We start from the raw sequence: 14,499 nt of genomic DNA, 5'->3' as shown, positions 1-14,499 counted from the left end.
TATTATTAGTATAAATTTAAAACATTAAATTTTCTGACAATTCATTGAAAAATGAGTGAAAACATGGTATAATGAAACGTAAAATTAATTCAGGTTTCCTGAACCAATAGGAGTAAACAATGAAAAAACTAGGTTTTGTCCTTTTATCTTCAGCCTTGCTATTGACAGCTTGTGCTAACAACCAATCTAAGCCAAGCAACACAAGTGATTCGTCTAAGGTGACAGCCCTTTCTGAAGACAAGCAAAAAATGCTTGATAAGGCCACTGCTGACTATAAGATTTTTGTGCAAGAGCAAATTGATAAACTCTTGACAGATACGGAAGGCTTTGTCAAACTGTTGAAAGAAGGTAAGTTAGAAGAAGCCAAGAAGGTTTATCCACTGATTCGTATGTCTTATGAGCGTTCAGAACCGATTGCCGAGAGTTTTGGTGAGTCAGATGTCAAGATTGACTTCCGTTTGGCAGACTACATGGACGAAAACAAGACAGAAGAAGGTTGGTCAGGTTTCCACCGTATCGAGCGTATCCTTTGGGAAGACAATACAACTAAAGGAACTGAAAGCTATGGCGATCAATTAGTCAATGATATCAAGGAATTGAAAGCCAAGATTGCAACTGTAGATGTGGATTACAAGGTTATGTTGACTGGAGCAGTTGACTTGCTTAATGAAGTAGCGACAAGTAAGATTACAGGTGAAGAGGAAATTTATTCTCATACAGACTTGTATGACTTCCGTGCCAATATCGAAGGAGCTGAGAAGATTTTCCAACTCTTTAAACCATTACTAGAAAAATCAGATGCTGATTTAGTTAAAGAATTAGAAGTTGATTTCAAATCTGTTAATAGTTTGCTGGATAAACACATGACTGACAAGGAACATTACAAGCTCTACACAGATTTGACAAAAGAAGATACCAAAGAATTGTCAGAAGCTGTGACAAAACTTGGTGAGCCTCTATCACAAATGGGTAAATTTCTTAGTGGAGAATAAGAGTCATGACTGAAAAAGACGAAAAGTTTTTTGAGAAGAAAATGGACCGTCGAGAATTTCTAAAAAAAGCAGGGATTGGAGGGGCTGGTTTAGCGCTAGGACTCTCTGGTGCTTCTGCTTTTTTCGCACCTAAGCTTGGGAATCAGGAAAAAATCTCGTACGGAAATGAAAAAATTGCTTTTTACGGCAAGCATCAAGCAGGCATTAGTACGCCCATGCAAAAGAATATCTATTTTGTTGTCTTGGATTTGCATACGACAGATAAGGATAAGATTATCCAGTTGTTTAAGGATTGGACAGATTATAGTGCCAAATTAGTAGAGGGAGAATTGGTCAAAAAAGATGGCCAGAATGCTCTCTTACCTCCGAGTGATACTGGTGAGACAGTCGGGCTCAATCCGCATCGTTTGACCCTGACTTTTGGTGTGTCTGCAAGTTTCTTGAAAAAGATGAACTTGGAAAACAAGCGTCCTCAATTGTTCAGAGATTTACCGCCTTTTCCTAAGGAGCAATTACGTGAAAAATATACTGGCGGGGATATTGTCATCCAGGCCTGTGCAGATGATGAGCAGGTTGCCTTTCATGCCATTCGCAATCTCATCCGTAAGGGGAGAAATGCAGTGACCCTTCGTTGGAGTCAGTCTGGTTTTGCAGCTATTGGTGACCGGATGGAAACACCGCGTAATCTCTTTGGTTTTAAAGATGGAACAGCAAATCCAACCAAGGAGCAAGACTTTGACCGCGTTATCTGGGCTGATAGTAAGGACTGGATGGAAAATGGTTCTTATATGGCAGTGCGTCGGATTCAGATGTTTTTAGAGACCTGGGACCGCACTAGTCTTGAAGAACAAGAAAATACTTTTGGTCGTTACAAGGAAAGTGGTGCCCCCTTTGGTAAGAAGAACGAGTTTGATGAAGTGGATTTGAGTCTTTTGCCAGATGATTCGCATGTTCGTTTAGCCAAGGAAGTGGACAAGCCCCTTTTGCGTCGTTCTTATTCTTACTCAGATGGGATTGATGAAAAGACTGGTCAGTTTGATACGGGCTTGCTCTTCATTTCTTTCCAGAAGGATCCAGATAACTTTGTCAAGGTTCAAACCAATCTAGGTGCTACAGATAAGATGAATGAATACATCACTCACATCGGTAGTGGACTCTTTGCTTGCTTTGGTGGTGTGAAGAAAGGAGGCTACATTGGTCAGAAATTATTGGAAGGCTAAAAGCTGGTTCTTGGTTTTTGCTCTGTTATTTTTAATCTTTTCCCCAGTAGGTGCCCAAGAGAGTTTGAGTTCTTACTTTGTGAAAATCACAGATGCGTCCAAAGCAGTCAAAAATGGTAATAAGTCTGAGGCCCAGAAACTCGTTACAGAGATGTCATCAGATTTTGAAAGAGTGGAAGATAGCAATTCTGATGCTGGTAAAGTCGTTAAGGAAAAGTTAGCCCATTCAGGTGAGATTACTGAAGACAAACTCACCCAACTTTCTTCAGCCTTATTGGCTTTTGAAAAAGAACAAAATCCTGTTGACTTAGATGCGGAAAAGGAAAAATTGGTTAACCGTCTAAGTCCTCGTTTTGAAGCCTTGGAACAAGCCATTGCCTCCAAAGATTTGGAAAAGGTTCGAGAGGCCTTTAAGAAAATGAATTCTACTTGGACCATCAATGAAAGTGTGGTTCGTGACAACAGTACGGCCTATTATGGACGTGTTGAAACAGCTATTTCCTTTCTACGTAGTAGCATGGAAACCGAGCCTACAGATTTTAACTCGATTCAAACTTCCTTTGAGGACTTGAAAAAGGCTATTGATGATTTTGTGAGTGGAAAAGAAGTCGCAGAAGCATCTTCTGATTTGAGTCTTAAAGACGGCACTGCCCTTTTGAAGAAGGCTTTGGAACAATTCCAAGCTGGTGATTTACCATCAGGAGCAGCTAGTATGAAGGAATTTATTACTATCTGGCCAACTATTGAAGGTTCTGTCAGCACGACCAATCCATCCCTCTATACTAGAGTGGAGAGTGAAAGCCCTGTGATTATGGTCAAAGGAAGTGAGAAGGAATACCAAGAAAAATTAGAAAAACTAATTGCAGATCTATCACAAATTGATACTAGCGCACGTTACAATGCCTTTGATGCTATGCTGATCCTCTTGAGAGAAGGAGTAGAAGCTCTCTTAATCGTTATGGCCTTGGTGACAACCTTGAAAGCAGCCAAGTTGCGAAAAGGCCTCAAGTGGGTTTATGGTGGTGCTATCACTGGAATCATGGCCAGTCTTCTTATTGCTTTTATTCTGCAAATTGCCTTTCCAGCAGTAACATCAGGCTCCAATCGTGAAATCATCGAAGGAGCAGTTGGGATTTTTGCAGTTGCTATGATGATTTTGATTGGAATCTGGCTCCACAGCAAATCTTCTGTCAAAAAATGGAATGCCTTTATGGAGTCGCAAATGGAAACAGTGACTAAAACAGGTTCTTTCATTTCCATGTTTGCCCTCAGTTTTCTAGCTGTTTTCCGTGAGGGAGCAGAAACCATTCTTTTTTATGTTGGGATTTTACCAAGAATTTCCAGTTTTGAATTTGTCTTGGGAATTTCACTTGCCTTGCTGGTTCTGGTAATTATTGCTATTGTGATGAACAAGGCCAGTCAATTCTTCCTGCCTCATAAGGTCTTCTTTATCTTGACTTGGATGATTTATGCTTTGGCATTCAAGATTCTAGGGGTTAGTGTCCACGCTCTTCAGTTGACTAATATGGTACCAAATCACTTGCTGACAGGATTTCCAACAATCGACTTACTTGGAATTTATCCAAGTTGGGAAGGTTTGGTTAGCCAGCTAGTCTTTGTTGTTATTGTCTTGATTGTCACTTTCAGGCAGGGTGAAAAATAGATGGATAGAAAAGAATTGACAATCGTTGAACATTTGGTAGAATTTAGAAAGAGATTATTGGCAGTGGTCATTTGCTTCTTTTTGGTATTCTGTGTCTCCTTGCTTTTTGCAGACCAGATTTACCAGTATGTGACCCAAGCTTTTCAGCAAAAGTTGATTGTTTTAGGCCCTAATGATATTTTATGGATATACATACGTTTGGCTAGTCTGATGGCCTTTACCATCACCTTGCCTTATACGGTGTATCATATTTGGTCTTTCATCAAGCCAGGTCTAAAGAAGGAAGAAGCTAGAGCGATTTTTGCCTATATTCCAGCTAGTTTCCTTTGTTTTCTAGTTGGACTGGCTTTTGGTTTTTACTTTGTAACACCAGTCTTACTTCAGGTTTTATTAGGGCTAGGAGAAGGTCTATTTGAAACGCAGTTAACCGCTCAAAATTATCTGTCCTTTGTTTTTCAAACGACCTTGCCTTTGGCTCTGATTTTTGAATTGCCAGTTATCATTGCCTTTTTAACGTCAATTGGACTCATTGGACCAGAATTATTGATTACTTATCGCCGATATGCTTATTTTATTTTATTGGTACTCGCAGTCATCTTGACACCAGCTGACTTTGTCAGCGATTTGGCAATGACTGCCCCCTTGATATTACTCTATGAATTGAGTATTGCTATCAGCAAACACATTATGAAACGCAAGCAGAAAGGAGAGAGAAATGGGAATCTTACGTGATATCGGAGCACCAGGATTGATTATTATTGTTTTAGGAGCTCTCTTGATCTTCGGACCAAAGCGATTGCCTGAACTAGGAGAGTCAATCGGTAAAATGCTGTCTGAATTTAAAAAAGCAGTTAAAGGAACTGAAAATCAAGATAAGAAAGATTAAGACTGGTGAGTTTTACTAAAAATAAGAAGTTAGGAAGTGTGTCTCTATTGGACATTTATCATTTCCTAGCTTTTTCTTGTATTAAGAAAATATAAATTTAAGCTTTCTTTAAGAAAACTATATTATTCTGAAGAACTCTAAAATTTCACAGCCATTTATTAGTAATGACTATTGAATTCCTAGTCACTACTAGAAATGGACTAGTTTCTTTGAATAATGGAACTGCTTAATCCTCCTATTCTAGAACGGGATGACTAGTATTTCTTTTATGATAGGACTAGATTGTGGTATAATAGAGAGAATAAGTTTTTTTAGTAAGACAAAGGAGAAAATAGATGATTTATGCAGGAATTCTTGCCGGTGGAACTGGCACACGTATGGGAATCAGTAATTTGCCAAAACAATTTTTAGAGCTAGGTGATAGACCTATTTTGATTCATACAATTGAAAAATTTGTCTTGGAACCAAGTATTGAAAAAATTGTGGTTGGGGTTCATGGAGACTGGGTTTCCCATGCAGAGGATCTTGTAGATAAATATCTACCTCTTCATAAGGATCGTATCATCATTACAAAAGGTGGTGCTGACCGTAATACGAGTATTGAGAAAATCATTGAAGCCATTGATGCTTATCGTCCGCTTACTCCAGAGGACATCGTTGTTACCCACGATTCTGTTCGTCCATTTATTACGCTTCGCATGATTCAGGACAATATCCAACTTGCTCAAAATCATGACGCAGTGGACACAGTGGTAGAAGCGGTTGATACTATCGTTGAAAGTACTAACGGTCAATTTATTACAGATATTCCAAATCGTGCTCACCTCTATCAAGGACAAACACCTCAAACATTCCGTTGCAAGGACTTCATGGATCTTTACGGTTCTCTCTCTGCCGAAGAGAAAGAAATCTTAACAGATGCATGTAAAATCTTTGTAATCAAAGGAAAAGATGTAGCCTTGGCTAAGGGTGAATATTCAAATCTGAAAATTACTACAGTAACAGATTTGAAGATTGCAAAAAGCATGATTGAGGAAGAGTAATAAAATGATTAATCAAATTTACCAACTAACAAAGCCTAAGTTTATCAATGTCAAATATCAGGAAGAGGCTATTGACCAAGAGAATCATATCCTCATCCGCCCTAATTATATGGCGGTCTGTCATGCGGATCAGCGTTACTACCAAGGAAAACGTGACCCGAAGATTTTGAATAAAAAACTTCCAATGGCAATGATTCACGAGTCATGTGGAACCGTTATTTCTGACCCGACAGGAACCTACGAGGTTGGTCAAAAAGTTGTCATGATTCCCAATCAGCCTCCTATGCAGAGTGATGAAGAATTCTATGAAAACTACATGATAGGGACCCATTTCTTGTCTAGTGGCTTTGATGGCTTTATGAGAGAATTTGTTTCTCTCCCTAAAGATCGTGTGGTGCCTTATGATGCTATCGAAGATACGGTTGCAGCCATTACAGAGTTTGTCAGTGTCGGTATGCATGCTATGAATCGCTTATTGACACTTGCTCATAGCAAGCGGGACCGAATCGCCGTCATCGGAGATGGAAGTTTAGCTTTTGTGGTTGCCAATATTATCAACTATACTCTACCAGAAGCAGAGATTGTGGTTATTGGTCGTCATTGGGAAAAGTTGGAACTCTTCTCTTTTGCCAAGGAATGCTATATTACTGATAATATTCCTGAAGATTTGGCCTTTGACCATGCTTTTGAGTGTTGTGGTGGTGATGGTACTGGACCAGCTATTAATGACTTGATTCGCTACATTCGTCCTCAGGGAACGATTCTCATGATGGGAGTTAGTGAGTATAAAGTCAATCTCAATACACGCGATGCCTTAGAAAAAGGTTTGCTCTTGGTTGGTTCCTCTCGTTCTGGTCGCATTGATTTTGAAAATGCGATTCAAATGATGGAAGTCAAGAAATTCGCTAATCGTCTTAAAAATATCCTTTATCTAGAAGAACCTGTAAGAGAAATTAAAGATATTCACCGTGTCTTTGCTACCGATTTAAATACAGCCTTTAAAACCGTGTTTAAGTGGGAAGTATAAGTGCTGGAGGTTAATTGTGGAGAAAATCATTAAAGAAAAAATTTCTTCCTTACTTAGTCAAGAAGAGGAAGTCCTCAGTGTTGAACAACTGGGGGGAATGACCAATCAAAACTATTTGGCCAAAACAACAAATAAGCAATACATTGTTAAGTTTTTTGGTAAAGGGACAGAAAAGCTGATCAATCGTCAAGATGAAAAGTATAATCTTGAACTACTAAAGGATTTAGACTTAGATGTAAAAAATTATCTTTTTGATATTGAAGCTGGTATCAAAGTTAATGAGTATATCGAATCTGCGATTACGCTGGATTCAACGTCGATCAAGACCAAATTTGATAAAATTGCTCCAATATTACAAACTATTCATGCTTCTGGCAAGGAATTAAGAGGAGAATTTGCTCCGTTTGAAGAAATCAAAAAATACGAATCCTTGATTGAAGAGAAAATCCCTTATGCCAACTATGAAGCTGTTCGAGAAGAAGTCTTCTCCTTGGAGAAAAGACTGGCTGACTTAGGTGTTGACAGAAAATCTTGTCATATCGATTTGGTGCCTGAAAACTTTATCGAATCACCTCAAGGACGTCTTTATCTGATTGACTGGGAATATTCATCAATGAACGATCCAATGTGGGATTTGGCTGCTCTCTTTTTAGAGTCTGAATTCACTCTTCAAGAGGAAGAAGCCTTCTTGTCTCGCTATGAGAGTGACCAAACACCTGTCTCTCGTGAAAAGATTGCTATTTATAAAATTTTACAAGATACTATTTGGAGTCTATGGACAGTCTATAAAGAAGAGCAAGGTGCAGATTTTGGTGACTATGGTGTAAATCGTTACCAAAGAGCTGTTAAAGGTTTGTCCTATTATGGAGGTTCAGATGAAAAATAAAAATGGAGTTTCCTTCGGCCTACTCTCAGGTGTTTTCTGGGGTTTAGGTCTAACAATCAGCGCTTACATCTTTTCAATTTTTACAGATTTGTCGCCCTTTGTGGTGGCCGCTGCTCACGATTTCTTGAGCATCTTTATCTTACTAGTTTTTCTCTTAGTAAAAGAAGGAAAAGTTCGTCTTTCAATTTTCTTAAATATTCGCAATGTGAGTGTGATTATCGGAGCCTTGCTAGCTGGTCCTATCGGTATGCAGGCCAATCTTTATGCAGTTAAGTATATCGGAAGTTCTTTAGCGTCATCAGTATCGGCTATTTATCCTGCGATTTCAGTTTTATTGGCTTTCTTCTTTTTGAAGCACAAGATTTCGAAAAATACTGTGTTTGGGATTGTCTTGATTATTGGAGGGATAATTGCTCAGACCTATAAGGTTGAACAGGTTAATTCCTTCTACATTGGGATTCTCTGTGCTTTGGTTTGTGCTATTGCATGGGGAAGTGAGAGTGTTCTTAGCTCTTTTGCTATGGAAAGTGAACTGAGTGAAATCGAAGCCCTCTTAATCCGTCAAGTAACTTCATTCTTGTCCTATCTTGTGATTGTGTTCTTCTCTCATCAGTCATTTGCAGAAGTGGCCAATGGGCAATTGCTAGGTCTTATGATTGTCTTTGCAGCCTTTGATATGATTTCCTACTTGGCTTATTATATTGCTATAAATCGCTTGCAACCAGCCAAGGCTACAGGTCTTAACGTGAGCTATGTAGTATGGACTGTCTTGTTTGCAGTTATTTTCTTAGGTGCACCGTTAGATATGCTGACAATTATTACGTCACTTGTCGTCATTGCTGGAGTTTATATTATTATTAAAGAATAAAGGAGATTCGTGTGAAAGCCATCATCTTAGCAGCGGGATTGGGAACTCGCTTGCGTCCTATGACTGAAAATACCCCTAAAGCCTTGGTTCAGGTTAATCAAAAACCTTTGATTGAATACCAAATTGAGTTTCTCAAAGAAAAAGGAATCAATGACATCATCATCATCGTTGGTTACCTTAAGGAACAATTCGATTATTTGAAAGAAAAATACGGTGTTCGCCTCGTTTTCAATGATAAATACGCTGATTACAATAACTTTTACTCTCTCTATCTTGTAAAAGAAGAATTGGCCAACAGCTATGTTATTGATGCAGATAACTATCTCTTTAAAAATATGTTCCGTAATGATTTAACACGTTCGACTTATTTTAGTGTTTATCGTGAAGATTGTACCAACGAATGGTTCTTGGTCTATGGAGATGACTACAAGGTTCAAGACATCATTGTTGATAGCAAGGCAGGTCGTATTCTTAGTGGTGTATCTTTCTGGGATGCTCTAACAGCAGAAAAGATTGTCAGCTTTATCGACAAGGCTTATGCAAGTGGTGAATTTGTTGATCTCTACTGGGACAATATGGTTAAGGACAATATCAAAGAGCTAGATGTCTATGTTGAAGAATTAGAAGGCAATAGTATCTATGAAATCGATAGTGTCCAAGACTATCATAAATTAGAAGAAATTCTTAAAAACGAAAATTAAAAATTCCAACATCTGGCTGAAATAGTCGGATGTTTTTTTGATTTTTTACGAATAAATAGATGAGTAGAAAAAGAAATGGAGTTATTTATGAAAATTACAAACTATGAAATCTATAAGTTAAAAAAATCAGGTTTGACCAATCAACAGGTTTTGAAAGTGCTAGAATACGGTGAAAATGTTGATCAGGAGCTTTTGTTGGGTGATATTGCAGATATATCAGGTTGCCGAAATCCAGCTGTTTTTATGGAACGTTATTTTCAGATAGACGATGCGCATTTGGAGAAAGAATTTCAAAAATTTCCATCTTTCTCTATTTTAGACGACTGTTACCCTTGGGACCTGAGTGAAATTTATGATGCGCCTGTGCTTTTATTTTACAAGGGAAATCTGGATCTCTTGAAATTTCCAAAAGTAGCGGTTGTGGGTAGTCGTGCTTGTAGCAAACAGGGAGCTAAGTCAGTTGAAAAAGTCATTCAAGGCTTGGAAAATGAACTGGTTATTGTAAGTGGTCTTGCTAAGGGCATTGATACAGCAGCTCATATGGCAGCTCTCCAGAGTGGTGGCAAAACCATTGCAGTGATTGGAACAGGGCTGGATGTGATTTATCCTAAAGCCAATAAACGCTTGCAAGACTACATCAGCAATGACCATCTGGTTATCAGTGAATATGGACCTGGTGAACAACCTCTGAAATTTCATTTTCCTGCCCGTAATCGCATCATTGCTGGACTTTGTCGTGGTGTGATTGTAGCAGAGGCTAAGATGCGCTCAGGTAGTCTTATTACCTGTGAGCGAGCAATGGAAGAAGGGCGCGATGTCTTTGCTATTCCTGGTAGCATTTTAGATGGACTATCTGATGGATGTCATCATTTGATTCAAGAAGGAGCAAAATTGGTCACCAGTGGGCAAGATGTTCTTGCGGAATTTGAATTTTAAGACGAAATTTTGCTTTTTAAACCAACTTTTCTTCTATATATAGGAGCTAAGTCTTGACAGTTATGGCAAAATGGTTTACACTTTATAAAGTTTATTACTTTGAAAAGGTGTGATACTGTGGCTACGGCAACAAAAAAGAAAAAATCAACAGTTAAAAAAAATCTAGTAATCGTGGAGTCGCCTGCTAAGGCCAAGACGATTGAAAAATATCTCGGCAGAAACTACAAGGTTTTAGCCAGCGTCGGCCATATCCGTGATTTGAAGAAATCTAGTATGTCCGTCAATATTGAAAATAATTATGAACCGCAATATATCAATATCCGAGGAAAAGGTCCTCTTATCAATGACTTGAAAAAAGAAGCTAAAAAAGCTAATAAAGTCTTTCTGGCGAGTGACCCGGACCGTGAAGGAGAAGCGATTTCTTGGCATTTGGCTCATATTCTCAGCTTGGATGAAAATGATGCCAACCGTGTGGTCTTCAATGAAATCACCAAGGATGCAGTCAAAAATGCTTTTAAAGAACCGCGCAAGATTGATATGGACTTGGTAGATGCCCAACAAGCTCGTCGTGTTTTGGACCGCTTGGTAGGCTATTCGATTTCGCCTATTTTGTGGAAAAAGGTCAAGAAGGGTTTGTCAGCAGGGCGCGTACAGTCCATTGCCCTTAAACTCATCATTGACCGTGAGAATGAAATCAACGCCTTCCAGCCTGAAGAATACTGGACAATTGATGGTGTCTTTAAGAAGGGAACCAAGCAATTTCAGGCTTCCTTCTATGGAGTAGATGGTAAAAAGCTAAAACTGACTAGTAATGATGAGGTCAAGGAAGTCTTATCTCGTCTGACTAGTAAAGATTTTTCAGTGGATCAAGTAGATAAGAAAGAGCGCAAACGCAATGCTCCATTACCCTATACCACTTCATCTATGCAGATGGATGCTGCCAATAAAATCAATTTCCGTACTCGAAAAACCATGATGGTTGCCCAACAGCTCTATGAAGGAATTAATATCGGTTCTGGTGTTCAAGGTTTGATTACCTATATGCGTACCGATTCGACTCGTATCAGTCCTGTAGCGCAGAATGAAGCAGCAAGTTTCATCACGGACCGTTTTGGTAGCAAGTATTCTAAGCATGGTAGCAAGGTCAAAAATGCTTCAGGAGCTCAGGATGCCCACGAGGCTATTCGTCCGTCTAGTGTCTTTAATACACCTGAAAGCATCGCTAAGTATCTGGATAAGGATCAGCTCAAGCTTTATACTCTTATTTGGAATCGTTTTGTAGCTAGCCAGATGACAGCTGCTGTCTTTGATACCATGGCTGTTAAATTGTCTCAAAATGGAGTTCAATTTGCTGCAAATGGTAGTCAGGTTAAGTTTGATGGTTATCTTGCCATTTATAATGATTCTGACAAGAATAAGATGTTACCAGATATGGCTGTGGGAGATGTGGTCAAACAGGTCAATAGCAAACCAGAGCAACATTTCACCCAACCACCTGCCCGTTATTCTGAAGCGACCCTTATCAAGACCTTGGAGGAAAATGGTGTTGGCCGTCCGTCAACCTACGCGCCAACCATTGAAACCATTCAGAAACGTTATTATGTTCGCCTTGCATCCAAACGTTTTGAACCGACAGAGTTGGGAGAAATTGTTAACAAGCTCATCGTTGAATATTTCCCAGATATCGTAAATGTGACCTTTACAGCTGAAATGGAAGGCAAGCTGGATGATGTCGAAGTCGGAAAAGAGCAGTGGCAACGTGTTATAGACTCCTTTTACAAACCATTCTCTAAAGAAGTGGCCAAGGCTGAAGAAGAAATGGAAAAAATCCAGATCAAGGATGAACCAGCTGGATTTGATTGTGAAGTGTGTGGCAGTCCAATGGTTATTAAACTTGGTCGTTTTGGTAAGTTCTACGCTTGTAGCAATTTCCCAGATTGCCGTCATACCCAAGCAATCGTGAAAGAGATTGGTGTTGAGTGTCCAAGTTGTCATCAGGGACAAATCATTGAGCGTAAAACCAAACGTAACCGCCTCTTCTATGGTTGCAATCGCTATCCAGACTGTGAATTTACCTCTTGGGACAAGCCTGTTGGTCGTGACTGTCCAAAATGTGGCAACTTCCTCATGGAGAAAAAAGTCCGTGGTGGTGGCAAGCAGGTTGTATGTAGTAATGGCGACTACGAAGAAGAAAAGATTAAATAAGAGGAGAGTCCTGAAAGTTAATTTCAGGCTCTTTTTGGTTGGAGCTTGACAAAATTCATCATTGTATGCGAAACTAGAAGAAGATTATTTTCACGAGGAGAAGTTATGCGTATTATTTATCTTATTATTGGTTTTTTATCACTGGCCTTGGCTATTGTTGGGGTTGTTTTACCTTTGTTGCCAACAACGCCTTTCCTTTTGTTGTCTATTGCTTGTTTCTCAAGAAGTTCCAAGCGCTTCGAAGACTGGCTTTATCATACCAAGCTCTATCAAGCATATGTAGCTGATTTTCGTGAGACTAAGTCTATTGCGCGTGAACGCAAGAAAAAAATCATCGTATCTATCTACATTTTGATGGGAATTTCAATTTATTTTGCCCCTCTTTTACCAGTAAAAATTGGTCTGGGTGCTTTGACCATCTTTATCACTTATTATCTCTTCAAGGTCATTCCAGATAAAGAATAAGTAAAATTTGTAACTATTTCCCTTGATAAAAATGAAAACATATTCACAACAATATGATATAATAAATTTAAAGTAATCTTCAAGGAGAATCAAATGATTTACGAATTTTGTGCTGAAAATGTGACCTTGCTTGAAAAAGCGATGCAGGCTGGAGCTCGTCGAATTGAACTCTGTGATAATCTAGCAGTGGGAGGAACAACACCAAGCTATGGAGTGACCAAGGCAGCGGTTGAATTGGCAGCTAACTACGATACGACCATCATGACCATGATTCGTCCACGTGGTGGAGACTTTGTCTACAATGACCTAGAAATTGCTATTATGCTAGAAGACATTCGTTTAACTGCTCAGACTGGAAGTCAAGGGGTTGTATTTGGAGCTTTAACTGCTGATAAGAAGTTGGATAAACCTAATCTTGAAAAGTTAATTACTGCATCAAAAGGAATGGAAATTGTCTTCCACATGGCCTTTGATGAATTGAGTGATGAGGATCAACTGGAAGCTATTGACTGGCTTAGTCGAGCTGGTGTCACTCGAATCCTGACTCGTGCGGGTGTATCTGGCGATTCACTAGAAAAACGTTTTGCTCACTATCACAGAATTTTAGAGCACGCTAAAGGTAAGATTGAAATTCTACCAGGTGGGGGGATTGACCTTGACAACCGTCAAACCTTTATTGACCAGCTGGGCGTGACACAATTGCACGGAACTAAGGTTGTCTTTTAAAAAATAGAAAGGAACTGCTAGCTTTGGGTAGCAGTTTTAACTTATGTTTGAAATTTTTAAATCCTATCAGTTGAATCAAGAAAAGGCTTATGATTATGGTTTTGTAGAAAATAGGGGAGTTTGGACCTATAGTTGCCAGATTTTGCAGGGTGATTTTATCATGACTGTGTCCATCACTACTGATAATGTGAGTTTTCAAGTCTTTGACCAGGAGACTGGTGATCTCTATCCTCAAGTCCATATGGAAAGTTTTAAAGGAAGTTTTGTTGCAAGTGTCCGTGAGACTTGTTTGGAGATTCTTTACCAGATTCGGAAGGCTTGTTTTGAGGTACAGGATTTTATCTGTCCTCAGACTAAGCGTATCATGGTTCAGGTTCAGGAAAAGTATGGAAATCAGTTGGAGTATTTGTGGGAGAAATCGCCTGATACAGCAGTGTTAAGACACGAAGGCAATCAAAAGTGGTATGCCGTCTTGATGAAAATTTCTTGGGATAAGTTGGAAAAGGGAAGAGAGGGGCAAGTGGAAGCAGTCAACCTCAAACATGATCAAGTAGCTGATTTACTTTTAAATAAAGGTATTTATCCAGCTTTTCATATGAACAAACGATACTGGATTAGTGTGGCGCTTGATGATACTTTATCAGATGAAGAAGTACTGGAATTGATAGAAAGAAGCTGGAATTTAACCACTAAAAAATGAAATATTTCAAGATTTTTCAAGAAATTTCAATTAGCAAAATATTCTCTACTGAAGAAATTTTCAGAAAATATTGGATTTTTTCTTGACAAGTACTTTTGCCTATGCTAAAATACTAAACAAGATATCAAACGAAGGAGAAAGTCAAACATGAAAGCAGCTAAGTTTAATCAATTTGCTTTGT

Annotated in this window: 15 protein-coding genes; all 15 read left to right on the top strand. The window is 38.9% G+C overall.

The window, feature by feature from the left end; all coding sequences use genetic code 11:
* Positions 1–119 precede the first annotated feature (119 nt).
* The 15 genes from efeO (at position 120) to JJN14_RS05400 (ending at position 14,318) form a co-directional block, all read left to right on the top strand.
* Complete coding sequence (gene efeO / locus JJN14_RS05470; RefSeq protein WP_201058071.1) at positions 120–992, top strand: iron uptake system protein EfeO; 873 nt, start codon at positions 120–122, stop codon at positions 990–992.
* A gap of 5 nt (positions 993–997) precedes the next feature.
* Positions 998–2,212 carry an iron uptake transporter deferrochelatase/peroxidase subunit gene (efeB, locus tag JJN14_RS05465; protein ID WP_201058070.1) on the top strand — a complete coding sequence of 405 codons (1,215 nt, stop codon included), beginning with the start codon at positions 998–1,000 and terminating at the stop codon, positions 2,210–2,212.
* Complete coding sequence (locus tag JJN14_RS05460; RefSeq protein ID WP_201058069.1) at positions 2,187–3,875, top strand: FTR1 family protein; 1,689 nt, start codon at positions 2,187–2,189, stop codon at positions 3,873–3,875. Before efeB ends, JJN14_RS05460 begins: the two co-directional genes overlap by 26 nt.
* A complete protein-coding gene (gene tatC, locus JJN14_RS05455; RefSeq protein WP_201058068.1) occupies positions 3,876–4,607 on the top strand; it encodes a twin-arginine translocase subunit TatC in 732 nt (243 codons plus the stop codon).
* A complete protein-coding gene (gene tatA, locus JJN14_RS05450; RefSeq protein WP_020902402.1) occupies positions 4,591–4,761 on the top strand; it encodes a twin-arginine translocase TatA/TatE family subunit in 171 nt (56 codons plus the stop codon). Before tatC ends, tatA begins: the two co-directional genes overlap by 17 nt.
* Before the next feature lie 335 nt (positions 4,762–5,096).
* Positions 5,097–5,804 (top strand): 2-C-methyl-D-erythritol 4-phosphate cytidylyltransferase, encoded by a 708-nt coding sequence (locus tag JJN14_RS05445; RefSeq protein ID WP_004259627.1) that lies wholly within the window; start codon positions 5,097–5,099, stop codon positions 5,802–5,804.
* A 4-nt stretch (positions 5,805–5,808) separates the two neighbouring features.
* Complete coding sequence (locus tag JJN14_RS05440; protein ID WP_049488776.1) at positions 5,809–6,831, top strand: ribitol-5-phosphate dehydrogenase; 1,023 nt, start codon at positions 5,809–5,811, stop codon at positions 6,829–6,831.
* Positions 6,832–6,847: 16 nt separating this feature from the next.
* Positions 6,848–7,717, top strand: a complete 870-nt coding sequence (licA, locus tag JJN14_RS05435; protein ID WP_201058067.1) for a choline kinase LicA — start codon at positions 6,848–6,850, stop codon at positions 7,715–7,717.
* Positions 7,707–8,585, top strand: a complete 879-nt coding sequence (locus JJN14_RS05430; RefSeq protein WP_201058066.1) for a DMT family transporter — start codon at positions 7,707–7,709, stop codon at positions 8,583–8,585. The genes licA and JJN14_RS05430 overlap by 11 nt, the downstream gene beginning before the upstream one ends.
* 11 nt (positions 8,586–8,596) lie before the next feature.
* Complete coding sequence (locus JJN14_RS05425) at positions 8,597–9,286, top strand: sugar phosphate nucleotidyltransferase (protein WP_201058065.1); 690 nt, start codon at positions 8,597–8,599, stop codon at positions 9,284–9,286.
* 87 nt (positions 9,287–9,373) lie between these two features.
* Positions 9,374–10,222: a DNA-processing protein DprA gene (dprA, locus tag JJN14_RS05420; RefSeq protein ID WP_201058064.1), complete on the top strand. Its 849-nt coding sequence runs from the start codon at positions 9,374–9,376 to the stop codon at positions 10,220–10,222.
* Positions 10,223–10,339: 117 nt separating this feature from the next.
* On the top strand, positions 10,340–12,427 hold the full coding sequence (gene topA / locus JJN14_RS05415) for a type I DNA topoisomerase (protein WP_201058063.1): 2,088 nt from the start codon (positions 10,340–10,342) through the stop codon (positions 12,425–12,427).
* 105 nt (positions 12,428–12,532) lie between these two features.
* Positions 12,533–12,892 carry a YbaN family protein gene (locus tag JJN14_RS05410; RefSeq protein ID WP_001220352.1) on the top strand — a complete coding sequence of 120 codons (360 nt, stop codon included), beginning with the start codon at positions 12,533–12,535 and terminating at the stop codon, positions 12,890–12,892.
* A 93-nt stretch (positions 12,893–12,985) separates the two neighbouring features.
* Positions 12,986–13,618 (top strand): copper homeostasis protein CutC, encoded by a 633-nt coding sequence (locus JJN14_RS05405; protein ID WP_201058062.1) that lies wholly within the window; start codon positions 12,986–12,988, stop codon positions 13,616–13,618.
* Between the two features lie 43 nt (positions 13,619–13,661).
* A complete protein-coding gene (locus JJN14_RS05400; protein ID WP_201058061.1) occupies positions 13,662–14,318 on the top strand; it encodes an MmcQ/YjbR family DNA-binding protein in 657 nt (218 codons plus the stop codon).
* Positions 14,319–14,499: the final 181 nt, after the last annotated feature.

The organism is Streptococcus mitis (assembly GCF_016658865.1).
GTDB classification, from domain to species: Bacteria; Bacillota; Bacilli; order Lactobacillales; family Streptococcaceae; genus Streptococcus; species Streptococcus mitis_BT.
Note: the sequence above shows the minus strand (reverse complement) of the source record. Positions and strands in the feature narration are given on the sequence as shown.